This window comes from Rhizobium sp. YAF28 (assembly GCF_052113285.1).
GTDB lineage: Bacteria > Pseudomonadota > Alphaproteobacteria > Rhizobiales > Rhizobiaceae > Rhizobium.
The window spans coordinates 385,523-409,395 of the sequence record NZ_JBFRCX010000001.1 but is presented as its reverse complement, the minus strand read 5'-3'; the positions used below and the strand labels follow the sequence as shown (position 1 = coordinate 409,395).

The 23,873-nt window shown below is 58.4% G+C and carries 21 protein-coding genes; 12 read left to right on the top strand and 9 right to left on the bottom strand.

Annotation, left to right across the window (positions count from 1 at the left end; all coding sequences use genetic code 11):
* Positions 1 to 120: 120 nt before the first annotated feature.
* Positions 121 to 918 (top strand): methyltransferase domain-containing protein, encoded by a 798-nt coding sequence (locus AB4Z13_RS02120; protein WP_442205670.1) that lies wholly within the window; start codon positions 121 to 123, stop codon positions 916 to 918.
* 500 nt (positions 919 to 1,418) lie between these two features.
* Here AB4Z13_RS02120 and AB4Z13_RS02115 read toward each other — a convergent pair whose 3' ends face one another.
* The 4 genes from AB4Z13_RS02115 to AB4Z13_RS02100 form a co-directional block, all read right to left on the bottom strand.
* Positions 1,419 to 1,796 carry a hypothetical protein gene (locus AB4Z13_RS02115; protein ID WP_442205669.1) on the bottom strand — a complete coding sequence of 126 codons (378 nt, stop codon included), beginning with the start codon at positions 1,794 to 1,796 and terminating at the stop codon, positions 1,419 to 1,421.
* Positions 1,797 to 1,934: 138 nt separating this feature from the next.
* Positions 1,935 to 2,681 carry an SDR family oxidoreductase gene (locus AB4Z13_RS02110; RefSeq protein WP_442205668.1) on the bottom strand — a complete coding sequence of 249 codons (747 nt, stop codon included), beginning with the start codon at positions 2,679 to 2,681 and terminating at the stop codon, positions 1,935 to 1,937.
* A 182-nt stretch (positions 2,682 to 2,863) separates the two neighbouring features.
* Positions 2,864 to 3,763 (bottom strand): helix-turn-helix domain-containing protein, encoded by a 900-nt coding sequence (locus tag AB4Z13_RS02105; RefSeq protein WP_442205667.1) that lies wholly within the window; start codon positions 3,761 to 3,763, stop codon positions 2,864 to 2,866.
* A 248-nt stretch (positions 3,764 to 4,011) separates the two neighbouring features.
* On the bottom strand, positions 4,012 to 5,052 hold the full coding sequence (locus AB4Z13_RS02100) for a hypothetical protein (RefSeq protein WP_442205666.1): 1,041 nt from the start codon (positions 5,050 to 5,052) through the stop codon (positions 4,012 to 4,014).
* A gap of 233 nt (positions 5,053 to 5,285) precedes the next feature.
* On the opposite strand from AB4Z13_RS02100, the gene AB4Z13_RS02095 reads away from it, so the two are divergent.
* Entirely contained in the window at positions 5,286 to 5,849 is a 564-nt protein-coding gene (locus AB4Z13_RS02095; RefSeq protein ID WP_442205665.1) for a hypothetical protein, read from the top strand.
* A gap of 347 nt (positions 5,850 to 6,196) precedes the next feature.
* Here the strand turns inward: AB4Z13_RS02095 and AB4Z13_RS02090 are convergent, their stop codons facing one another.
* Positions 6,197 to 7,234: an MBL fold metallo-hydrolase gene (locus AB4Z13_RS02090; protein ID WP_442205664.1), complete on the bottom strand. Its 1,038-nt coding sequence runs from the start codon at positions 7,232 to 7,234 to the stop codon at positions 6,197 to 6,199.
* A 768-nt stretch (positions 7,235 to 8,002) separates the two neighbouring features.
* Between AB4Z13_RS02090 and AB4Z13_RS02085 the strand changes: the two genes are divergently transcribed.
* From AB4Z13_RS02085 to AB4Z13_RS02065, 5 genes are all read left to right on the top strand, one after another.
* A complete protein-coding gene (locus tag AB4Z13_RS02085; RefSeq protein ID WP_113323600.1) occupies positions 8,003 to 8,203 on the top strand; it encodes a hypothetical protein in 201 nt (66 codons plus the stop codon).
* 162 nt (positions 8,204 to 8,365) lie between these two features.
* Positions 8,366 to 10,222: a TPR end-of-group domain-containing protein gene (locus AB4Z13_RS02080; protein ID WP_442205663.1), complete on the top strand. Its 1,857-nt coding sequence runs from the start codon at positions 8,366 to 8,368 to the stop codon at positions 10,220 to 10,222.
* Between the two features lie 66 nt (positions 10,223 to 10,288).
* Positions 10,289 to 12,079 (top strand): glycoside hydrolase family 15 protein, encoded by a 1,791-nt coding sequence (locus tag AB4Z13_RS02075; protein WP_442205908.1) that lies wholly within the window; start codon positions 10,289 to 10,291, stop codon positions 12,077 to 12,079.
* A gap of 281 nt (positions 12,080 to 12,360) precedes the next feature.
* Entirely contained in the window at positions 12,361 to 15,300 is a 2,940-nt protein-coding gene (gene uvrB / locus AB4Z13_RS02070; protein WP_442205662.1) for an excinuclease ABC subunit UvrB, read from the top strand.
* 141 nt (positions 15,301 to 15,441) lie between these two features.
* A complete protein-coding gene (locus AB4Z13_RS02065) occupies positions 15,442 to 16,539 on the top strand; it encodes a GTP pyrophosphokinase (RefSeq protein ID WP_442205661.1) in 1,098 nt (365 codons plus the stop codon).
* A gap of 136 nt (positions 16,540 to 16,675) precedes the next feature.
* On the opposite strand, the gene AB4Z13_RS02060 is transcribed toward AB4Z13_RS02065, so the two are convergent.
* Positions 16,676 to 18,166 carry a deoxyguanosinetriphosphate triphosphohydrolase family protein gene (locus AB4Z13_RS02060; RefSeq protein ID WP_442205660.1) on the bottom strand — a complete coding sequence of 497 codons (1,491 nt, stop codon included), beginning with the start codon at positions 18,164 to 18,166 and terminating at the stop codon, positions 16,676 to 16,678.
* Positions 18,167 to 19,293: 1,127 nt separating this feature from the next.
* Between AB4Z13_RS02060 and AB4Z13_RS02055 the strand changes: the two genes are divergently transcribed.
* From AB4Z13_RS02055 to AB4Z13_RS02040, 4 genes are all read left to right on the top strand, one after another.
* Positions 19,294 to 19,560: a DUF1488 domain-containing protein gene (locus AB4Z13_RS02055; RefSeq protein ID WP_007818474.1), complete on the top strand. Its 267-nt coding sequence runs from the start codon at positions 19,294 to 19,296 to the stop codon at positions 19,558 to 19,560.
* 140 nt (positions 19,561 to 19,700) lie between these two features.
* Positions 19,701 to 19,967: a BON domain-containing protein gene (locus tag AB4Z13_RS02050; protein ID WP_310390556.1), complete on the top strand. Its 267-nt coding sequence runs from the start codon at positions 19,701 to 19,703 to the stop codon at positions 19,965 to 19,967.
* Positions 19,968 to 20,159: 192 nt separating this feature from the next.
* Positions 20,160 to 20,465, top strand: a complete 306-nt coding sequence (locus AB4Z13_RS02045; protein ID WP_442205659.1) for a hypothetical protein — start codon at positions 20,160 to 20,162, stop codon at positions 20,463 to 20,465.
* Between the two features lie 137 nt (positions 20,466 to 20,602).
* A complete protein-coding gene (locus AB4Z13_RS02040) occupies positions 20,603 to 20,986 on the top strand; it encodes a GNAT family N-acetyltransferase (RefSeq protein WP_442205658.1) in 384 nt (127 codons plus the stop codon).
* Here the strand turns inward: AB4Z13_RS02040 and AB4Z13_RS02035 are convergent.
* Positions 20,983 to 21,657, bottom strand: coding sequence for an exonuclease domain-containing protein (locus tag AB4Z13_RS02035; protein WP_442205657.1), 675 nt, complete (start codon positions 21,655 to 21,657; stop codon positions 20,983 to 20,985). The genes AB4Z13_RS02040 and AB4Z13_RS02035 overlap by 4 nt on opposite strands.
* A gap of 149 nt (positions 21,658 to 21,806) precedes the next feature.
* On the opposite strand from AB4Z13_RS02035, the gene AB4Z13_RS02030 reads away from it, so the two are divergent.
* Positions 21,807 to 22,097 carry a GIY-YIG nuclease family protein gene (locus AB4Z13_RS02030; protein ID WP_439017226.1) on the top strand — a complete coding sequence of 97 codons (291 nt, stop codon included), beginning with the start codon at positions 21,807 to 21,809 and terminating at the stop codon, positions 22,095 to 22,097.
* 233 nt (positions 22,098 to 22,330) lie between these two features.
* Here the strand turns inward: AB4Z13_RS02030 and AB4Z13_RS02025 are convergent, their stop codons facing one another.
* Together AB4Z13_RS02025 and AB4Z13_RS02020 are read right to left on the bottom strand one after the other, a co-directional pair.
* Complete coding sequence (locus AB4Z13_RS02025) at positions 22,331 to 22,663, bottom strand: hypothetical protein (RefSeq protein WP_442205656.1); 333 nt, start codon at positions 22,661 to 22,663, stop codon at positions 22,331 to 22,333.
* 309 nt (positions 22,664 to 22,972) lie between these two features.
* Positions 22,973 to 23,809, bottom strand: a complete 837-nt coding sequence (locus AB4Z13_RS02020) for a dienelactone hydrolase family protein (protein ID WP_442205655.1) — start codon at positions 23,807 to 23,809, stop codon at positions 22,973 to 22,975.
* Positions 23,810 to 23,873 lie beyond the last annotated feature (64 nt).

Here is a 23,873-nt window from a genome sequence, read left to right as displayed (position 1 = left end):
GGCCGGCAGGCCAGAGGGGGTGTCGAGCACTCCAAGGCCGGACGAACCAGCCCAAGCAATAGACACCGTATCCACCCGCCCTATATCCGTCCGGCAAAAGCACATCCGCCGGGAAAACCCATGCCATCTACCTTCATCGCCAGGGGCGCACAGGCCTATGAAGCCGCCATGGGCCGCTGGAGCCGCAAACTCTCAGACCCCTTCCTCGCCTTCGCCGGCGTGCCCTCGCACGGCCGCGTCCTCGACGCCGGCTGCGGCACCGGCAGCCTGACGCTGGCGCTCGCAGCCCACCCCGGCCTGCAGGCCATCGAAGCCCTCGACTTCGAAGAAAATTTTGTCACCGCGCTCCGCGCCCGCACCGACGACCCGAGAATATCGGCCCGTCAGGGCGACGTCTGCGCCCTGCCCTATGAGGACAAAAGCTTCGACGCCGCCTATTCCCTGCTTGTCCTCCACTTCGTCTCCGATGCCGACAAGGCCATCACCGAAATGCGCCGCGTCCTCAAGCCGGGCGCCACCGCTGCCGCCGCCGTCTGGTCCCATGACGGCATGCCGAGCTGGCGCCTCTTCTGGAACACGATCCGCGCCGTCGAACCCGAAGCCGAAGGCAACGGCATTCCATCAGGCCCGCGGCCGATGACGGCGGAGGGCGAGTTGCGGGCGCTGTTTGCCAGTGCAGGCTTTGCCGATGTCACCGAGACAAGGCTGACGATCACGATGAACTACGCCGATTTCGACGATTTCTACCTGCCGAAAGTCTATGGACAGGGACGGTTTTCGGCCTTCTTCGAGGCATTGCCGGAGGCAAGACGCGAGCGGCTGCGGGAGGCACTGAAGGCGGCCTATCTCGATGACAGGTCAGAGGATGGGCCGCGCGGGTTCGAGAGCGTGGCCTGGGCGGTGCGCGGTGTGGGTTGAAGGCTGAGTTGGCTCTGAGTTCATCCGTCAGGCGACCTGGCGAAAACGTCGCCTGATCATGAAGGCGAAACACAGGCACGATGTTGCTAGAGCCGGAACGAGAAGAGCCAAGGGCGCCGCGGTCAGAAACGCCCTGAATTCACCTTCGTTCCGGAACCAGACCAGAGACAGAATCACGGATGGAAACAGTACGGCAAGGAACAGGACAATGGACGAGAAAACCGGGCGCCTGTGCATGCGAGAGGCGTTCGTCGCATATATTACGAATGCGACGAGACAAACCGGCACCGAGAGGACGACTTTCAGGAGCATCAGCATCAGCGCGAAACCGCCGGCAAGAAACGGAATGTGCCCGACGAGCATTCCCACCGTCTAGGCCAGCAGGAAAATATCGACTTGTGGTAGATTGATGTCCTTCATCCATACCCCATATTGCAGTTTCGATATATGCCATGGGTGATCCGCTGGTTGGCGAGGAGGCCGAAGCCCTCGCCCCTCCGTCAGGACTTCATGTTCCGCAGCTCGGGAAAATCGTAGTATCGCAGCCGCTTGTCGTGGCAGCGATAGTCATTCTTTGCGAGGCCCATGATCATGTTCTGTTCCAAGGAAAGGCCGATATAGGACCAGTTTGGGTAGGCACGCTCCGCAGTCCGCGTGCAGTAAACGTAGATCTGTTTTTCAGGATCGAGCAGTACCACGCTGGAAATCTCGGCCTTCACGAAGTTTCCCGGTTTAATGGTCCCGCGCAGGGCGTCAACATATTCGCGTTTGACCGAGTCGGACGCAGGACGCTGAGAATCTACAACGGATTGCGGCATCGGCGTCTGGCACCCAGCCAGTGTCATCGCGGCGGCACTGAGAAATACAATCGTCCTCATCAGTTCAATCTCCAAACAGGCAAAGCAAGGCGTACATTCCTACAAATATTACGAGAATAATATCTGCCATACACGGCTTTCCACAGCCGATGCCGTGAACCCGCGACATCGGCTTTGTGCAAAGATCCGGGAAGTACTTCACCAAGCCTGCTGCGTCGGCATCACAAACACCTCGGCAATATCCATATGCCGCGGCGACTGCAGCGCAAACAGCACCGTCTCGGCAATATCCTCGGCCTTCAAAAACTCCATTTGCGTCTTCAGATCATCCATCTGCTGGCGCGCAGCCGGGTCCGAGATCTGGTCGTAGAGTTCGGTTTCGACAGCACCCGGCTGCACGCAGGTCACCCGGATATTGTGCTTCTTCGAAAGCTCGATGCGCATGCCGTCAGACAGCGCCGTGATCGCGTGTTTCGTCGCGCAATAGACCGACAGGCCCGCAAAGACCTTGCGGCCGGCAATCGACGAGGTGTTGACGATATGACCGGATTTCCGGCCGATCATGTGCGGCAGCACGGCAGCTGTGGTGTTGAGCACGCCCTTGATATTGACGTCCACCATCCGGTGCCACTCATCCGTCTTCAGCATGTCTATGTCGGAAAGCGGCATGAGGCCGGCATTATTGAAGAGGATATCGACCGTGCCGAATGCCTCGACGAGCTTTGAAACACCCGCAGTGACGGAGGCGTTGTCGACGACATCCATCTCCAATGCGATGGCCTGACCGCCGGCTTTTTCAATCTCGGCGACGAGTTGCGTCAGCCGGTCGGCGCGGCGTGCGGCAAGGCCGACCTTGGCACCATTGGCGGCAAGCTTCAGCGCCGTGGCAGCGCCGATGCCGCTGGATGCACCCGTGATGAGAGCGACTTTTCCCTGGATTGACATTGTTTCATTCCCTTTCATTGCCGTCGTTGCGACGGTCGGTTGCGATGGGAACAAACTAGAAAATCGGGCGCCCGCTTTCGCTCGGCCGCTTGCTGCAACTATCGGGGATTTGCTGCGAACAAGAGCAATTTCAGCAAAAGTGCGCAGCGGTTTCGCGCCCGGAAATGCGCAGGACAAAAGCGCTACCCGCGGTAATCGCGCGGGCTGACACCGACGGCCCGCCGGAACACCTGCGCGAAATGGCTGGGGCTGGAATAGCCGAGATCGAGCGCGATCTGAATGATGCTCTCATCCGTCTCGCGCAGCAGCCGGCGCGCCTCGGCCATCTTCAGCTGAATGAAATAATCCGATGGCGACGTGCCGGTCGATTGCTTGAAGACGCGGGAAAAATGAAAGGCGCTGAGCTCGGCCTCGGCCGCCAGGCTTTCGAGATTGAAGGCCTGATCGAGCCCCGCCTCCATCATCCGCACCACCCTCTGCAGCTTGAAGGCCGGCAGCGCCCCGCGCCGGGCGGGCACTGAGCTATCCCGCCTGCCATACTGCCGCACGAGATGGACGGCGAGCGCCTGCGCAATGCCCTGCACGACCATTTCGCTGGGCGCGGCCGCGTCCGTCAGCTCTTTCAGGATCATCCCCATCAGCCCCGAAATCGCCTCGTCCCGCGCCCCCGAAACATCCGCCAGCCGAAACCGATCCGCACCGTCAGCGCGAAAAACCTCGGATATCGCCTGTTGGTAGATCGGCAGCCCAAGATAGAGATGCATGACGCAAAGCGGCTCGCCCGCACTCGTCTCCCACCGCATCTCATAGGGTGTCTCGCTCTGCGTCAGATAAAAATCCCCCGCCGAGACCTCCACCGACATCCACTCCCCGCCGATGTCCCGCTCCTCGATGCGAGCGGAGCCGGAGACGATCCAGACCACGAGCGGCTCGGCGACGGCGGGCACGAGGAGATTGGTTTCGAGCGGCTGGTGGGAGAGCAGGTGGGCGGAAATGGTGCTCCACGCCGGGCCGCTACTGCGGGCGAGAAGGCGGGCGTGGATGCGCTGGCTCAGAGCTTCGGGGGTGGATTTTTCGGGCATGGGGTGCTCGTTTCGCCGCTGACTAAACACAATAGGAAAAGCTTCCAGGTGTCCATGTCCTCCTGCCAGTCATTCCTCTCCTCGTGTGCCTCGCGCCTGGGAAGGTATTGCCTCGCAAATTAGGTGAAGGAAGACGAGGCCAACTGACTTGCCCGATCGGGGTTGGCATCATGGCAGACAGGCAAATCGGTTAGCGGCGCAAAATTACCTCATCCTAATACTTTCCAACTCCCAAGATTTTATGGGTATCAGAGCGACAGATTATAACGATGCTTCTTCATAAACGGAGCGCATTCAGTATCCCACTGCAACCGCACCCTCTCCATCGCTTTGAACGCTCGATGTGGGCTGTAGAGTAGCGAGATATTCTGTTGATATGATGCTTCTGCCTCAGGCTCTAGGCCCTTACCGGTAGCGAAGACATCCACCCCGTTCTCGGCCCATTTCTTGTCGGTTGCGTGCAACAGGTCCATATTCTGTCGCGCGAACGCAAAACCGAGAAAAACAATTGTTTCGGCGTCGCTCATCGCATGACCCATGCGCTCTTTAACTTGCGGGTCGCGGATAGATTCTGACCAAGTAATGAGGTTGTCCGCCATGGCTGCAAAGTTTTGCACGCGCCCAAATGGAAACGCTTTCAGAGACCCGAGCCATCCATAAGGATGGATGATGTTAATACTGTTGACGATTTCGCGGGCCCGCTCACTGGAAGTTCCCGGATATGCATGCACGATTGCATGCTCCAAATAGTGTTCGACGCAACGGTCATAGTTGAAGCAGATGATTGTTATGTTGTCGCCAATTCGATCAATCTCTTCCGCTCGTATCCCGATCATCAAGACCTTGGCAAAATTGTAGACCCACGAGTTGTTTGCGACTTTGAATTTGTCAGCCGCGTTAAAGCCGTCGGGACGAAGATGGCAGCCATGTTCCGCGCGCGCTATCGCATGAGCCACCTGCAATTTCCCGACTTCAGCTACAAGTGGATTGTGGCTGTGGCGATAAATGTACTCGTCGATGCTCTCGGCCATGTCGATGCTTGAAACGATTTCGCGCATGACTTCCAAATGGGTGTTCAGAGCATCAATATCCTCCTTTTTATCGAGGCTGTACTTGTTCGTATAATGTCGGAAAAGCAACTCGGCCTCTTCCCCCATTTTAAACCGACCATATTCAATCGAGTAAGTGCAATTCTTTCTGATTGTTTCCATAAGCGCCGAACCTACCGGCATGCCAAATTCTGCGCTGGCACCGGCCCCGACAACAAAAACGGTCTTGTCTTTGAACATGCGAATCTCCGTGTATAACGGAGACAATAACGCCAACCTATGCGAGCAAAATATAGCGACGCATAGAATTCCCCCAATTTCACAATCGGGCTCGGATCAAATTGAGAATAGATCAGATCTTCAAAATCCCCTGTTACATAGTCGGGCTGCTCTTAATCGGGCTCTTCGCCTACCTAATCATTGAGGAAAAGAGCGGAACATATCTGACGCTCCTCGCAGCGGCGGTCGTTCTGATGATGACACGCCTACCCGATATCGAGGTTTTCAAACTCTTCGGAGACAAAGGTCTCGTTACGGAGATGCGCAAGGCGGTCACAGAAACGCAGGCGACTTTGGAGCAGTTGCACGAGCTAGCTGAGACACTGGCGGGAATTTCGGTCAATCAGATTAAGGGCGCTGGTCGATGGGGCGCTGCTGGCCCTAAGTTTCAAGGGGAAATGATCGACACGCTCATCGGCTCCCTCAGAACCATTGGCATGGAAGAGCCAAAGATCCAGCACATCATCGACTTACAGAGGCCGATCGACCGTTTCGACTACTTTCACCACACAGTCAACGCCATGCACAAGATCGCGAACGATGATAATCAAAAGGCGTGGCGGGTCTATTCTGACCCCTTCATCCATAAGGGAAGCGGACACCAACCGGACCCAAATCAGTTTGAGGTTTTCCTGAAAGAACAGGGATTGCTTACGGGCGAAGTTGCAGAGCGATTAGCCGACTACAAGCAATATTGGACGCACGGTACGCACAGACGTAAACAATTGTGGGACGTCAGTTATCGTGAAGATGTTTGAAAACTTTCCAAATCAAACAGTTGGTCAGGCCGCTTTACATGGGGGTGACGGCGCCAAACGCGGAGATAGTTCGGCGACGAACTTTTCTCGGTAGAAGGGCAAGCAGGCGGGCCTATCCGTCAGCTTGTATGTTCCTTACTCTCCATACATCCAGCTACGTTACGCCAGATACTACTAGGAACGGAACTTGTCGCATTTTCGGCAGCCAAAAACGACACCTGGAAAGCCATTAGTGATTTTTCGGACAGACACATGCATTGCTACGTCGATGCCTAAAGAGGCCACCTGTAGCGACGGAGAGATTATGCTTCGAGCCTTTTGGATCGGTAACAGGGATCTAATTCCCCTCACTCCCCCACCACACCCCCAGCCTTCTTCCAAGCATCAATCCCACCCTCAATATGGCACGCGCTCCCCACACCGGCATCCTGCGCCGCCTGCACGGCCATCGCCGACCGCTCCCCAAACGCACAGTAAAACACCACCCTCTTGCCCGTCGCCACCGCCAGCTCATGCAGCATCCCGCCCGCTGACAGGTTCTCCTGCAGATCCGCATAGGGCGCATGCAGCGCACCCGGTATCACCCCATGCCGCTCCCGTTCGCTCCTCTCGCGCAGGTCGACGATAACGACATCCGGGCGGCCGCGGAGAACAAGCGCATCCTTGGCAGATACCGCCCAGCCCTTGCGGGCGATTTCGTCCTGGTGGAGGCCGATGTGGATGTTGGCAGGGACGGCGACGTCCATCATTTTTGGGTTGGGCAGGTGCAGGTTGTTCATCAGCTCGGCATATTCCTCGACCGATTTCACCTGCAGGCGCGGGTTGAAGCGTTTTTCCTCGCCGATGGTGGAGACCGTGTCGCCCTTGTAGTCATGGGCGGGGAAGAGCAGCGTTTCCTCCGGCAGGCGGAGCAGCTTGTTGAAGATCGAGTCATATTGGGCGCGGGGGTCGCCGTTCTGGAAATCTGTGCGGCCGGTGCCGCGGATGAGCAGCGTGTCGCCGGTGAAGATGCGGTCGCCCATCAGGTAGGAATAGGAATCGTCCGTATGGCCGGGCGTATAGAGCACGTCGAGGCTGAGGCCCTCTATGCCGACGCGGTCTCCTTCGGAAACCCGCATGGCCACGACATCCGCCTTGGTCTGCTCGCCCATCACGGTGATGCAATGCGTCTGGTCGCGCAGCGCGCCGAGGCCGGTAATGTGGTCGGCATGCAGGTGCGTATCCACCGCCTTGACCAGCTTCAGGTCCAGTTCGCGCACGAGCTGCATGTAGCGATCCACCTTTTCCAGGACGGGATCGATGATCAGCGCCTCGCCGCCGCGCCTGGAGGCGATGAGATAGGTGTAGGTGCCGGAAACACTGTCGAAAAGCTGTCGGAAAATCATCTGTCCACTCCGTTGCTGGCTTGGTCGTCCCGGACCTGGGCTGCGAACTGCATCGGACCTATCAGCAGATCATAATATTGCGCCGGAAAAAGCGGAAGGAGCGACAGGGACGGATCGAATGGCCCGCCCTCGCCTAATATTACTAGCTGCCGTAAGGCGATGTAGCCTTTCCCTTACGTAAGCCCCTGCCTCTCAGGTCAGGTCCCTGCCTCTCAGGTCAGATCGGCTGGGGCACGATGCGGATATAGGCTTTGGCCCCTTCCGGCCCTGCAAATAGAGCGGCTTTGCCTCCTGGTTGGAAACTGAGCCGGCGATAATCGCCTTGGTGTCGGGGTCAGATGCGCGAATCGCAGATCGGCATTGCGGTTTGAGCAGTCAAAAAGTCACACAAATCGCCGTTTTTACTGTGCAAAGATTGCGTAAATGCCCGGCGGAAAGTACCGCCGGGCATTTATTAAGCAATAGCTGAAATAATTTCCCCGAGATTTAAAAAGTGAAATTGCGGTTCCATTATTCCAGCCTACAATGCTCCACGCTGGATGCTGCAAACCCAGTGGAGAAGGGTTGCCCACAGCTCTAAATCGGGCCTCCCTTCTCCTTCCATACCGCAAGCGCCGATATGTTGCTATTACGTGCGTAACATCGTGAACAGGCATTGAAGAAATCCCCAGGACGGACCGGGGGCTGCACGATGACGTGATCTCCTTTTTATTGAAGAACACAATCTGCGCCCTAGAACGTTCCCGGGGGACGTTTGAGGGAATGTCTATGATCAGAGATAAAATGTCGGCGAGCCAGACGCCGATGCAGGAAGAAGATGTCGCTCTTTGCCAGCGCGTCTTTGAGCATATCTGCATGGCAAGGCATATCGCCAGCAATGACGAGCGTGAGGAACTGGCCATCCAGATCCTGCATTTCTATCAGCATGGGGTGAAGGACCAGGGGAGTCTGGAGCGCCTGTTGCTGTAGGTCAGGAGACGCGCATTGCGGAGGGTGTGCGCCGTGCGGCCCTCTAGCTGCCAGCGGCTCTTTCGTCATGTTCGGGGCTGCCCACGATATCTGCAGCGGGCAGACTGCCTTTCGCGCCTATGCTACACTCCGCTCGAGAGCATGCTCATCGAGGGGACCGGCATGGAACGCAAGCTCGCCGCTATTCTCGCCGCCGATGTCGCCGGTTATTCGGCGCTGATGGAGCAGGATGAGGCCGGCACGTTCCAGCGGCTGAGGGCGGATCACAAAGAGCTGCTGGAGCCGGAAATCCGCAAACACAACGGCCGCATTTTCAAGCTGATGGGCGATGGATTGCTGGCCGAATTCGGCAGCGTCGTCGATGCGGTGGAATGCGCCGCCGCCCTGCAGCGCGGCATGATCAGGCGCAATGCCGGCGCTTCGGAAAACACCTCGCCGGAACTCCGCCCCCTGGAAATTCGAATTGGCATCAATCTCGGCGAGGTGATCGTCGAGGGTGAGGATCGTTATGGCGAGGGCGTGAACATCGCCGCCCGCCTGCAGGCTCTTGCCGAGCCCGGCGGCATCTGCGTGTCGGGCAAGGTTTCCAAGGAGGTTTCCGGCAAGCTCGCCTTTGCCTTCGAGCCGATGGGCGAGCAGCGGGTCAAGAACATCGCCGAACCAATCGCCTGCTACCGCGTGAATTTCGATCAGGGCATGTCTTTCCGCACCGAGCCGCGAGCGCTTAAGAAAATATCGATCGCCGTCCTGCCCTTCAGCAACATGAGCGGCGACCCGGAGCAGGAATATTTCTCCGACGGCATCACCGAAGACATTATCACCGACCTCGCGAAAATCTCCGACCTGCATGTCGTCGCCCGCAATACGAGCTTCACCTATAAGGGCCGGGCTGTGAAGATCGAGCAGGTGGCCCACGAACTCGGCGTCGCCTTCCTGCTCGAAGGCAGCGTGCGCAAGGCCGGCGCCCGCGTCCGCATCACCGGCCAGCTTGTCGACGGCAGGGATGGCAGCCATCTCTGGGCGGAGCGCTACGACCGCGAACTGACCGATATCTTCGCCATACAGGACGAGATCGCCCACGCTATTATCGAACAGCTGAAGGTCAGGCTGCTACCGGGCGAGAAAGCGGCGATCAACACCGCGCCGACGGAAGATGTCGAGGCTTACACCTATTACCTCCGGGGCCGGCAATTCCTGCACATGTGCTCAAGATCCTACATGCTTTTGGCGCGGCGCATGTTCGCGAAGGCAGCCGAGATCGACCCCGACTATGCGCGCGCCTATGCGGGCATCGCGCTCTGCGATTCCGTTCTCCGCTCCTGGCAATATGCCGATATCTCGATCGATGGCATCCTCGCGACGAGCGCCAGGGCGCTGGAACTCGATCCCGATCTGGCCGACGCCCATGCCTCGCGCGGCCTCGCCCTGCAATATGGCGGGCAGCGAGATGAGGCCGCGGCCGAATTCGAGCTGGCGCTCACGCTCGATCCCGATCTGCATGAGGCAAATTATTTCTTCGCGCGCTTCTTCTTCGAAAATGGCGATTTCGAAAGGGCCGCCCTCCTGTTCGAACGGGCCACCCAGCTGCGGTTCGACGACTATCGTTCCGCCGCCCTGCTGGCCTGCGTCTATCTCAAGCTTGGCCGCGACGCCGACATGAAGCGGGCCGGCCGGCTGGGCCTGGAGCGGGCCGAACGCGAGCTCAGCCTGCATCCGGAGAATTCGAGCCCGGCCCAGCTGGGAGCATTGGTCCTGGCCTATCTCGGCGAGCGCGAGCGCGCCAGGGAATGGGCGGCGCGCACGCTCGCCATCGACCCCGATGATCTCAACGCCATGTACAACATCGCCTGCGCCTATCTGAACATGGGAGACCATGAAGCGGCGCTCGATCTCTTGGAAAAAGTCATCCCCCGCGCCTCCGCGCATCGCTATTGGTGGAGCAGCGATCCGGACCTCGACCCGATCCGCGATCACCCGCGGTATAAGCGGTTGGTTGAGGCCGTGATGGCGAGCGGCTGATCAACGCAGTTGACCTCTGCATACGAGCGCTACCTAAAGCCCAGCTGATATGCGCAGGAGGCTATGGTGACGGCACCTATCGAGGATTACGCCCTTATCGGAGATTGCGAGACCGCGGCACTTGTGTCCAGAAACGGCTCGATCGACTGGTTGTGCTTTCCGCGCTTCGATTCTCCCGCCTGCTTCGCCGCCCTGCTCGGCACTAAGGATAATGGCTTCTGGTCGCTCTCGCCCGCGGGCGGAAAATACCGCGTCTCGCGCCGCTACCGCGAAGACACGCTCATTCTCGAAACAGAGTTTCAGACCGAGACCGGCACCGCCCTTCTCACCGACTTCATGCCGCTGCGTGATGGAGCGAGCGATCTGATGCGCATCGTCGAGGGCAAAAGCGGCACTGTCGCCTTCGATATGGAGCTCAATCTTCGCTTCGATTACGGGCGAACCGTTCCCTGGGTCACGCATGGCGAAGACGGCGGCATCACTGCCATTGCCGGCCCTGATAGACTGACGCTGAACTGCGCCGTGCCGCTGGAAGGCCGCGGCATGAGCACGGTCGGCGCCTTCCAGGTCGCGGCTGGCGAGCAGCAGATCTTCACGCTCACCTGGTCCCCCTCGCATCTGCCGCCGCCGGCCCAGCGGCAGGTGGAATATGCACTGCCGGATACGGAGGAATTCTGGTTATCCTTTGCCGCGAAATGCCCCAAGGTTGGCAAGTGGACGGATCAGGTGAAGCGTTCCCTCATCACGCTGAAGGCGCTGACCTACATGCCGACAGGCGGCATCGTCGCGGCCGCCACGACCTCCCTGCCCGAAAAGATCGGCGGCCCGCGCAACTGGGACTACCGCTATTGCTGGCTGCGCGACGCGACGCTGACCCTGCTCGCCCTGATGAAGCTCGGCTATTACGAAGAGGCTCAAGCCTGGCGCCGCTGGCTGCTGCGGGCCGTCGCTGGCGCTCCGGCACAGATGCAGATCATGTATGGCGTCGCCGGCGAGCGCAACCTGCTGGAATGGCAGGTGCCCTGGCTGCAGGGCTACGAGGGCTCGGCGCCGGTGCGCATCGGCAATGCCGCCGCCGAACAGGTGCAGCTCGATGTCTATGGCGAGGTGGCGGATGCCATGCTGCAGGCCCGCAAGGGCGGCCTGCCGTCGCATCCGCGCGAGCGCGAACTGGCGAAGGCCATTCTGCCCTTTCTGAAAAAGGTCTGGGTCGAGCCCGACGAGGGCATATGGGAGGTGCGCGGCCAACGCCAGCATTTCACCTATTCCAAGGTCATGGCCTGGGTGGCCTTCGACCGCGCCGTCCAGATTGCCGAGGCCGACGGCGAGCCCGCTGGCGCCGCCCGCTGGCGCGCGCTCGCCGATCGCATCCATGCCGAGGTCTGCGAAAAGGCGTTCAATGCCGAGCTCGGCTGCTTTACACAGGCATACGGCTCCAGGGCGATGGATGCCAGCCTGCTGCATCTCGGCATGGTCGGCTTCATTGCGCCCGATGACCCGCGCTATATCGCGACCGTCGAGGCGGTGGAGCGCAAACTGCTGCGCGATGGCCTGCTCCTGCGCTACGAGACGCAGGAAGTGGATGACGGCCTGCCGCCAGGCGAAGGCGCCTTCCTCGCCTGCAGCTTCTGGCTCGTCGACGCCCTCAATATGATCGGCCGCCGCGACGATGCGCTGAAGCTGTTCGAACGGCTGCTTGATATCTGCAACGATGTCGGGTTGCTGGCGGAGGAATATGACCCGGGTGCGAAGCGCATGCTGGGGAACTTCCCGCAGGCGTTCAGCCATATCGGGTTGATCAATAGCGCCCTGAACCTGGCGCGGGCGGAAGGGCCGGCGGATCAGCGGTCGGCGTGATGGGTGTGCGGGCCTGGTTGGTGGAAGAGCAGCGGAAGGACGGCTAGCGTAATGGGTGAGTTGGGCGGCGGCGGTTCCTCCTCTCCCTCATTCCTGTGCTTGTCACAGGAATGAGGGAAGTTGGAGTTGCCGTCGGTGCCCAAAGCGAAGTCGACGCTTAAAAGCGAGGGTGGAGCCCTTAAGAGACACCCCCACTATTCCAAAATCCGAACGATTCATTCGTTTCCCTTTTGTACTCTCAACCCCTTCCATTTCACGATGACAACAGCCATATTCCGCGCATGGCAAAATCTCCGAAGAAATCCCCCGCCTCGACCGGTTTCGAGGAAGCCCCCCAATCGTCATTCGAAGGTGCCCCGCTCAGCGGCAGCGTCTCCGATTGGGTGAAGCAGCTCGAGGCGGATGCAGAGCAGGCCGGCGTCGAGAGCCAGCGCGAAATCGCCTCCAAGGCGGGGAAGCACCGCAAGAAGGTGGAGAACGAGGCGCGCAAGCATACGGAGGCCGTCAGCGTCAACAAGAAGGCCACTGTCAGCAAGACGGCGCGTGGCGTTTCCATCGGCGGGTCAAGCGATCCGAAGACGCGTGCGGCGGCCGGTCTCAACCCCGTCGCCGGCTTGGATATTTCCCTTGAGGATGCCGGCAGTCTCGCCAACGGCGGCGTCACGGCTACTGTCGAAGCGCTGTCGGCGCTGATCGAGAGCGGCAACCCGCTGCACAAGAACGGCAAGATCTGGACGCCGCACCGCCCTGCCCGGCCGGACAAGTCCGAAGGCGGCATCGCCATCCGCATGTCCTCCGAATACAGCCCCGCCGGCGACCAGCCGACGGCGATCCGCGATCTCGTGGGCGGGCTGGAAACCGGCGAGCGCAGCCAGGTTCTGCTCGGCGTCACCGGCTCGGGCAAGACCTTCACCATGGCCAAGGTGATCGAGGAAACGCAGCGCCCGGCGCTGATCCTGGCGCCGAACAAGACGCTGGCCGCCCAGCTCTATTCCGAATTCAAGAATTTCTTCCCCGATAATGCGGTGGAATATTTCGTTTCCTACTACGATTATTACCAGCCGGAAGCCTATGTGCCGCGCTCCGACACCTATATCGAGAAGGAAAGCTCCATCAACGAGCAGATCGACCGCATGCGCCACTCGGCGACGCGCTCTCTGCTCGAACGCGACGATTGCATCATCGTCGCCTCCGTCTCCTGCATCTACGGTATCGGTTCGGTCGAAACCTATACGGCCATGACCTTCCAGATGAATGTCGGTGATAGGCTGGATCAGCGCCAGCTGCTGGCCGATCTCGTGGCCCAGCAATACAAGCGCCGCGACATGGATTTCCAGCGCGGTTCCTTCCGCGTGCGTGGCGACACGATCGAAATCTTCCCGGCCCACCTTGAAGATGCCGCCTGGCGCATCTCCATGTTCGGCGACGAGATCGACGCCATCACCGAATTCGACCCGCTGACGGGACAGAAGACCGGCGACCTGAAATCGGTCAAGATCTACGCCAACTCGCACTATGTGACGCCGCGCCCGACGCTCAATGCCGCGATCAAATCCATCAAGGAGGAGCTGAAGGGCCGCCTTGTGGAGCTGGAAAAGGCCGGCCGCCTGCTGGAGGCCCAGCGCCTGGAGCAGCGCACCCGCTACGATGTGGAAATGCTGGAGGCCACCGGCTCCTGCCAGGGCATCGAGAACTATTCGCGCTATCTCACCGGCCGCGACCCCGGTGACCCGCCGCCGACGCTGTTCGAATATGTCCCTGACAATGCCATCGTCTTCATCGACGAAAGCCATGTCACCGTGCCGCAGATCGGCGGCATGTACCGAGGCGACTTCAGGCGCAAGGCGACGCTGGCCGAATATGGCTTCCGCCTGCCCTCCTGCATGGATAACCGCCCGCTGCGCTTCGAGGAATGGGACGCCATGCGCCCGGATACGATCGCCGTGTCCGCCACGCCCGGCAGCTGGGAAATGGAACAGGCCGGCGGCGTCTTCGCCGAACAGGTCATTCGCCCGACCGGCCTCATCGATCCGCCCGTCGAAGTACGCTCCGCCCGCAGCCAGGTGGATGACGTGCTCGGCGAAATCCGCGAAACCGCCGCCAAGGGCTATCGCACCCTCTGCACCGTGCTGACCAAGCGCATGGCCGAGGACCTGACCGAATATCTGCATGAACAGGGCGTGCGCGTGCGCTACATGCACTCGGATATCGACACACTGGAGCGCATCGAGATCATCCGCGACCTGCGCCTAGGCGCATTCGACGTGCTCGTCGGCATCAACCTCCTGCGCGAGGGCCTGGATATTCCCGAATGCGGCTTCGTCGCCATTCTCGATGCCGACAAGGAAGGTTTTCTGCGCTCCGAGACCTCGCTGGTGCAGACGATCGGCCGCGCCGCGCGTAACGTCGACGGCAAGGTCATCCTCTATGCCGACAACATCACCGGCTCCATGCAGCGCGCCATGGATGAAACCACACGCCGCCGCGAAAAGCAGATGGCCTATAACGAGGCACACGGCATCACGCCCGAAAGCGTCAAGGCCAAGATCTCCGATATCCTCGACTCGGTCTACGAGCGCGACCACGTGCGCGCCGATATCTCCGGCGCCTCCGGCAAGGGTTTCGCCGATGGCGGCAACCTCGTGGGTAACAACCTGCAGACCCACCTCAACGCGCTGGAAAAGAGCATGCGCGACGCCGCCGCCGACCTCGACTTCGAAAAGGCCGCCCGCCTGCGCGACGAAATCAAACGCCTCAAGGCCGTCGAACTCGCCGCCATGGACGACCCGCTGGCCCGCGAGGAAGCCAAGTCGATGGAAGGCATCCGCCGCAACGCCAAGGCCACCAGCGAGTCCCTTCCCTCGAAGGGAGAGAAATCAAACGGCAAGGCGGATGAGAGCGCCACACCCTCCTACTTCGCCAAGCCGGAACTGGATGACATGGGCGGCCGCAACGCCAACGGCAAGACCCTCTTCCGCCGCAACACGCTGGATGAGATGACCGTGGGCCGGACGGAAAAGCCGGTGACGGGACATGTGCCGGAAAAGCCGGATGCGGCCAAGGGCACGCAGCGGTTTTCACCGCTGCTCGAGGGCCAGCCGGAGCGCGATGATGTGCGGCCGCTGGTGCGTGGGAAGACGGGTGTCGGGAGCTATGAGGATGCGGGCGAGCAGAAACGCAAGAGCCGGACGAAGGGTAAGACTGGGAGGCCTGGGCGGTAGTGGAGTGTTCGTCTAGGCCCAGACATGAAGCGACAAGATTAGTTTACGACACTCAGTAACCAAGTAATATTTCGGCTTTACGAGCCACTTATATTTGTCGAAAATCCGAAATAGAGAATCAATTTACTAGACGGTGAGGACGTGGACGTTCATTCGTGGATTGACGATTGCCTTCCCAAGCACGAGAGACTAACAGCATCCGTAGTAACAATAATATCCAGTCTCCTTGACGCGCGAAAAATAGACCACCTATCCATCTCTGGCCGCACCAAAAATAGAGATGGTATCTTGGAAAAATCCAAAAGAAAGAAATACAAAGATCCACGCTCACAGATGACAGATATATCTGGCGTCAGAATTATTGTATTTATTGAATCGGACATTCAAAAGGTATCTGATCTAATAAAGGAGACATTCAACGTCGATGAAAAGCATAGTAGCAACAAAGACGACGTATTATCGCTGAACCAAGTGGGATATAGATCCGTACATTTTGTATGCGACCTGGGAGATAAACGTGCAGTTCTTCCCGAGTTCGAAGGTCTGTGTGAATTGAAATTTGAATTTCAAGTTCGGACAGTGTTGCAACACGCTTGGGCAGAACTAGCACATGACAGGTCTTACAAATTTAAAGCAGGCCTTCCCAAGGAAATTGAAAGAAAATTGTATTTGCATGCCGGATTGTTGGAAATCGCCGACAAAGGTTTTAGCGATATCTCGAGAGAGATCGACGCATACTCTGCCAAAGTTCTTGAGGACTATCGCATTGGCAACCTAGATCAAGAAATAAATTCGATCACCCTACGCAATTTTATAGAAGATTGGGCAAAGGAAAATAATTGCCAGCTTGAAGACAACAGCGACGATGGCCAAATGCCGTCGCTCATAAGAGAGTTGAGATACTTTGATATATGCAATATAGATCAGCTAAAAAAAATAATACCAGATAATTTTTCTAAGGTCTACAAAGAACTAAATTATGAAACAACCATTTACGGTCTCATAAGAGACTGGCTCATTATAAGTGACGTAAAAAAACTTAAAGAAGAACTTAGGGTAGATTGGAGTATATTTGATCCAGATAACCCGGACAATGGATTGGAAATATATAGAAGATTCTCCAACGGAGAAAATTATCGAAATATTGTTGAATACCTGGAGAGAGAAAGATTCTCGGATAACGAGGATTTCGGGGATCCATACCCCGACGACGATGAAGATTCTCGTAATGAAGAGTAACTGTCCGACAGCCGAGAGCGGCAGCTGATGACGGAAGGGACTATCCCTGTGCTCCACACAAAACGCAGGCCATCTGGCCTGCGAAGTATTTTTCTTCAGAAATACTGTTGACTTCCAGCCGTCTTTAACCAGATTCTTAATGCGGTTTCCATATCGTCATCGGATTTTCGCCTGTAAGCCGGCTGTAAACTTCAACGCAGTATCTATCCGTCATGCCTGCAATATAGTCGCAGATGACACGCTGTTTCCAAGTTGGTTGATCTACAGCCTTATGTAGTATTTGCCAGTCATCAGGCAAAAGTTCGGGCGTATCCACAAAGGAAGTAAATATCTTCGTTATGATCTCATCGCCCCGCTTTTCGGCAATTTTTAAACGCGGTGAGGAAATCAACAGCTCATATGCGAACCGCTTGAGGGTCTCAACTTTCTTAAAAGTTTCGAGTTTCAACCGCGCCCGACTCAAAACCGGATATTCTTCGTTTACGACAACTTCGACGCTTTGAATATAATCACCGACCAACTGAGACGTGAACGCAGTCCTGAGATATCCGTTTTGTGCTATCTCTTGCGAACTCCTGTGCGTATGAGAACCCAACATAAATGCCGCTTCTTCGGGACTTACGCCCTTATACAGAGCTGCAAGCACATTCTCTTCCGGCAGTAAGATATCTCTAAAAAGATCCGCTAGAATGTCATTTAGGTTTTGTATCGTAAACTTCTTTTCGCTTTCAGAAGCGTCGTCATAGTATTGGTTTATTTTACTCCTGACACCCTGAACGATCTTTTCCTTAAAGTCGTCTGGCATCGATATCATTCTCAAAGGAGAAAGAAACCCAGCCTTTAAGGAGTCCTCAACATCATATGTCGAGTAAGCTATGTCATCGGCGACGTCCATAATTGAACATTCCAAGGTCTTGAAATCCAAATTTTGAGGAACTTCCAGCGCATCTTTTATCGAGTTCAGTAGTTCCAACTCAGACGCATAAATCGCCTTAACCGGCGCCCCAGCAGAATTCTGATCTCTGCGGCTTTCCTCTGTAACCGGGATAGTCCTGTTGTATTTGATTATGGAGCCCAGAGTTCTAAACGTGAGGTTCAAGCCGCAGCGAATATCCTCACCATTTTTTCCTATCGGTTGAGGGACCGTTGTCTTCAGAGGAAACTCCGTCGTTTCCTTCTTCTCCAAACGCGACAATATTCTTAATGTCTGCGCGTTCCCTTCAAAGCCTCCGCTCGAAAGCATAAGTTTATCGAGCGTCTTCTCGCCATTGTGGCCGAATGGCGGATGTCCCAGATCGTGGGCCAGACCCGCAAACTCCACCAGGTCAACGTTAATCTGCATTGAAGCCGGCCCAAAAAAGCTCTCAGTGCTGTTAAGTCTAATCGCAATGGATTTTGCTATTTGAGCGACTTCTAGCGAGTGAGTTAGTCGATTACGGAAGAAGTCGCTCTCGTGCGAAGGGTAAAGCTGCGTCTTCCCTTGAAGACGTCTAAATGCCGGAGAATGTATGAGTCGCGCAAAATCACGTCGCGCGGATGTTCGATACTTTTCGACACTTTTACCAACTTCTTTGGTTACTCGCTCCCAACTGCGCTTGCTGTATAACTTATTTTGAACCTTTAACACGCCCTAATGACCCCTGACGAGACTGCGATTCGCTCGCAGTAATCTTCCCAGAGGTTGCATTAAATGCAATAGTTCGCGTGCTCTCTCCAGCTATAGACACTGTTGAAACAGATGACAACTTGGATGAGCCCAAGGCACTGGCCCCTTTGAGACCAACCGAACGTACTTTTGGTCCTGCCATCGTCATGTCGATGTCTCCCAATCTATTTGGAACGCGGACAGCTATCCGCATCAACGTTCTACACGAAAATGGGTTAAGAAAAAGCATTGACATTTTGCAGTATGGGTAACTGACGGTTGTGATTCATTGTAGACAATTTCATGTTGATCGAAACACATTTCAAACCTCCTAGTTCCATCACTCCACCACCCTCATTACCCTCAACCACCCCCGCCCTACCTCCACCCTGCCCCACTTTCGCGGGCACACCATACACTGGAGCAACACCATGGCGGCCTATACGACCCATGATGCAATGCGGGAGCTGTCTCAGCTTCTCGCCAAGGCGCCGGCGGGCGCGGTGCGGGAATGGGAGGCTACAACGGATGCAGGCGCGGCATTCCTCCCGCACGGGCGGCTGTCGCGATGCGGCTGGGGCCATGTGGGGAAGGCAGGCCGGACAGTTTGAGCATCGTCGAGAAGCCGGAGACCGGCGCGCGTCAAGTCGCTGATGGCCCCTGTTTCAACAAGGTGCTGATCCGCTGGAAGAAGCCGAGAATTCCCTTCCGCCGAACCCGCCTTCGGGCAACGGCGCCTGAAACAACCCGCCTTTATTAGCGCCCGGTCATTGTAATGGCCGGCCCGCGCCCCATATCCCCAGTATGGCGGCATGTGGAATAAAACCGCCTTTTGCATCGGTTTACCCGATGCCCTCAAGGGAAGACGCGCTGTCTTCCGACACTCTGCAGAACATCTTTTTCGCAGCGATCCTGAGCAGCATGGCCGCGCCCGCAAGGGCCGGCAAAGAGCAATGTCTCTCATACGCCCAGAACACTTAAGAGACCGCGCTGAAAAAGACCTCTGACGCATTCGATGATGAGCCGTGCATATCCCCGCCTGGTATCAGGCGTGGCCGCTTATGAGTCCCCGGCAGGAGCCGGAGGCGCCAATTTCTGGAGAAACTTCGATGTCCCTGATCTTCCCCAATAGAAGCCGCAGTTTCGACGAGGGCCGCGATGGGGTTCGTTTCTCCGGCTATGACGGCATGTTCGAGGTGCGGTTTCTGATCGAGGCGAGCGCGCTGCGCTCCATCGCCCAGACGGGCCGCACGGAAGCAGAATGCCTGAACGCCTTCGATGCGGCGCGCCCCGCCATTCTGGAGGCGGCATCCGGTGTCTACGGCCGCGGCGGCAAGGACCGGTATACGCTGACGGAGAAGGATATCCGCCGCTAAAGCATATCGCGCAAAAGTGCGCAGCGGTTTTGCGACGACGACATGCGTAAAACGAAGACTTAAAGCGTGGAAAACGAATCCTGGAGATCGCGACACGCTTCAATTTCACGCCCGGGATGAACCGGGCACGGAGATGAGACATGTCAGTCGACAGAAAACATCTGAGCGTGGTGGGCAGACGCCCGCGTGCTCAACCCGAAGACGTCGATCTCGAAACGGCTGTCTACGATGCGCTTGCCCATACGGGCGATCTCGACCCCAGCTATATTTTCGTAACGGCGCGCGGCAGCGACGTCACGCTCGCCGGCTGGGTTTCCGTCAGCGAGGAAATCTCGCTCGCCGAGCAGGTGACCCTGCGGACACGCGGCGTGCGCAGCGTTCACAACGAGCTGTCGCGGGATCTCTAGCGCACCCATTCGTCTCGGCGCGGCTGCGCGCCGACCTCCGGCATCGCTCGAACGCAGGCCGGAGGCGAGGAGCCCGGCCCCGCGCCGGGTTCCACGTTGCCGGGCACGCACTCGCGTTGCAAGTCGCGAGCTGCCCGGCTCCCCCAAACACGCGACCGATCGCGATCGGCCCCACACGATCGATGGATAAGCATGCGCAAGAAAATCGACGAGATCACCAGACCGGCCGCTTCCGCCACAGGCCGGCATGCCACTGCCAATGAGAACCGCCCTGCCCGAAGCCCCTCCGCAGGCGAGATGATCGCCGAAGCCGAAACCGCCCGCGCCACGCTGGATACGGACGGCGATGAGCCGGCTGCGGCGGAAAAGCCCGGTGAAGGCCAGGCAGACAACAAGGCGCCGGCGGGCGGCCCGCTTCCCACTATGGAAGAGCTGGAACTGGCCCGTGACGACCACAGCAGAAAGATCGCCGGAAGAGAGGCGGATGGGGAGGATTGAGCTGTGCGGACGCGGCGGTCTCGTCGCGCCGAGTAGGCTCGGAAAGCCCGAACCTGCGCGCCGGCATGGCCGAGCGGCTACATTTTCTGTAGCGTCAATCGACAGAAACGCCACCGACCGGACTCGGACAACAAGCAATGCCAGACATCCGCATCGACCCATTCCCCTCGCCCGATGAATTCGGCGCTCTCTGGGCCGCCGCCTGGGATGGCGCGCAGGCGCCGGATTTCGCCCGCATCCTGCCGCGCAGCCTTGCCCATCTCGGGGCCTACCACGAGGGCCGGCTGATCGGCTTCGTCAATGTCGCCTGGGATGGCGGCATGCACGCCTTCATCCTCGATACTTCAGTTCATCCGGATCTGCGCCGGCAGGGTATTGCGACCGCGCTGGTGATGGAGGCGGTGCGGATTGCCCGGGAGCGCGGGGCCGAATGTCTGCATGTCGATTTCGAGCCGCATCTGACCGGCTTTTACCGCGCCTGCGGTTTCAGGCCGACGGAGGCAGGGCTGATACGGCTTTAAGACAGCAGAGGCCGGTAGCCGCCGCCAGGCTCGCGCCGGGTCAGGAAGAAATGCAGGAGATTGGCATAGCCGCGCGCATCATCGATGGCGCGGTGCGTGTGGGGCACATTGCCCAGCCATTCGCGCGGATAATGGGCGATATCGCATTCCCACGGCTTGCGGCCCGTCGCACCCGCCACCAGCGACAGGATGCAGAGCGGCGGATGGCGAAACAGGCGATCGGCAATCCACGGCCCCTGGAACAGCGGTCGGCCGCTGAACCGCTTCAGGTAGTGATCGAGCCAGGGACCATCGAGCGCCACGGGATGAGCGGCAAAGATCGGCTCGGCCTTGAAGGTTTTCACCCAGGTGATGAAGCGGGCCATGACCTCGGCAGCCGGCTCAGGGTTTTCAATCGCAGCCGCGAAGGCTTGCGGATGGGTCTGCCAGAAGGCCGTGGTCACAGGGTCGCGCCCGGCGCCCTCGAGCGGCTGCAGCACGGCTTCGAACTCGCCGAGGGCCTGGCCGGTCTCGGAAACGGCGACGGAGGCGAAGGACAGCATCGAATGGGTACCCGGTATCGGGCCGTCGAATTCGCAATCGGTGACGATGTAGATATGCGGCACGCGCGGGTTCTCCGGGGTCTGCTTCGGTGTTGAGAGCAGCATAGCCGGATATTTGCGGGTTGCCATGGGTGGTTTGGGGTGATCGGCCTCGATCGGGACTTGACGCCTCTCTCTCCTCCGTCATTCCTGTGCTTGTCACAGGAATCCAGCCGGCTTGCGTCTGCAAGCCGAAAAGACTCTTGAAAAACAGCGCCGAGACAGTCCACTCTTCAACCATGAAGGGCTACGTCTACATCCTCGCGTCTAAGAGAAACGGCACGCTGTACACCGGCGTTACGAGTGATCTTCCAGGCCGGCTATACGAGCATCAAAACGAGCTGACGCCGGGTTTTACCTCTCGATACGGCGTCAAGACGCTCGTTTGGTTCGAGGAGTATGATCTCGTCACGACCGCGATCACCCGCGAGAAGACAATCAAGAAATGGCCACGTCAGTGGAAGCTCAATCTCATCGAGGAGAATAATCCGGAATGGGAGGATATTTCCTGGCATTTGATGGGATTATGAGATCGCCGCACCGATAAGAGTCCTTTCGGCTTGCAGACGCAAGCCGGCTGGATTCCTGTGACATCCCTTGTGCCGGCACGAGGGCACAGGAATGACGGAGGAGAGGATTGCTCGCACGCCACCCATCAGCTCCGCTGCGACTGCCATCCTGGCAAACCACCCCCACAAGAAAACGCCCGGCCACCTCGTGATGACCGGGCATCCTCGACCCGCGCCGTGTCAGGCTATGGGGATCAATTATTGTGCGCCGCGCAGGCCTCGTCCATCGGGGTGGCGTTGCTGGTGCCGCCCTGGGTCTGCAACTTGCCGGGGCCGGTGCCGCTGCTGCTGGCGGCTTCGCCGGGGCAGTCGGGTCTCTTCATCTTCATGGCGCTGCCGGCCTTCGTGCTGCCGGTGGTCGTCTTGTCCATCAGCGGCTTCTTGGTATGCGTCGTGCCGGCGCCGCCGCCGGAATCGACGGTGCTCTTGTCGATCGTGTGGGCCGTCGGGGCCGGGTTGGACTGGGCGAAGGCGGATGTGGCCATGCCGAGGGCAAGCAGCGACGCTGCGACAATTTTCATGCGCATTGGTCTTCTCCTGAGAGCATTCGGTTGCTGATCTCTAGGGAACCGCGCGTGGCCGAGATTGTTCCCGGCAATTTTCACTTGCCGCGCTCCCTTCCCCTTTTCAATCTCCGAGCGTGCGCCATCTTAAGCTTCAATCGGTTCGGCCGGTGACCGCTTCATTCGAAACGGCCAGAGGGGCAAGGCCGAATAAAGAGGCGCAGCGGAAACGATTCGCCACGCCCACATTCGACCTCAGGCCCGGAAAACCCCGCCGGGCTTTTTTCCTGCGCCGTCGGCGGGTTTGCGGGAGAAATAGTTGGCGCCCTGGCTTCAGTTCGCGAGATATTTCTGCAGGAAGCCGCGAATGCTGGCGATCGATTGTTCCGCCGCAGCCGCGTTATATTCCTCCACATGCCCGAACACCGTCTTCGGCTTGATCATGGCCTCATCATCGAAATCGTGACGCGCGCCGGGATAGATATGCAGCTCGACCGGTGGCCCCTTGCCGCTGAGCCGCGACACCCGCTGCCGACAGCGCTCTGCCGGGCTCCAGTCATCAAGATCGCCATTCAGGATCAGCGTCGGGACCGTCGCGTCGCTCTCATGCGGCGCACAGACCGGATAATAGGCAACCGCCGCCCTGAATTTCTCGTCCATCAGCTGCTCATTGCCCTCGATCTTCGTCGCCTCCAGCGTCGCAATCCCACCCGCCGAAAAGCCCATCAGCGCGACGCGCCTGGCATCGACGAAGCCGCTCGTCGTCAGGAAGTCCAGCGCCCCATAGGCATCGAACACCCGATCGGGAAGATAGGTCTTGCAGCTATTCTCGATGTTGCGGGTGGTGAAACTGTCGACCACGAGCGTGACATAACCCCAGGAGACCAGCCGCTCCGGCCAGACCTCTTTCACATGGGCATGGATACCGCCGCATCCGTGCATCAACACCACGGCCGGAAACGGCCCATCGCCCGGCGGACGGGTGAGATATCCGATGAGCGGCGTCGCCTGCGGTGATGGCAGCGCTACGCCCTGTTCTTTCGCCTTGCGTTCAAGAAACGGACTTGGCTTGACCGTGGCGCTGTCAAAGTGAACCAACTCGTCGGCTTGGGCCTGCGGTATGAAGCTTAGGGAGACGACGAGGCAGAAGAAGAACTGCGCGATTTTCACTGAACGACCTCTTGCCGGATGGATGGCACGACGTTGACACTTTCACCACGCAATTTGGGTGAAG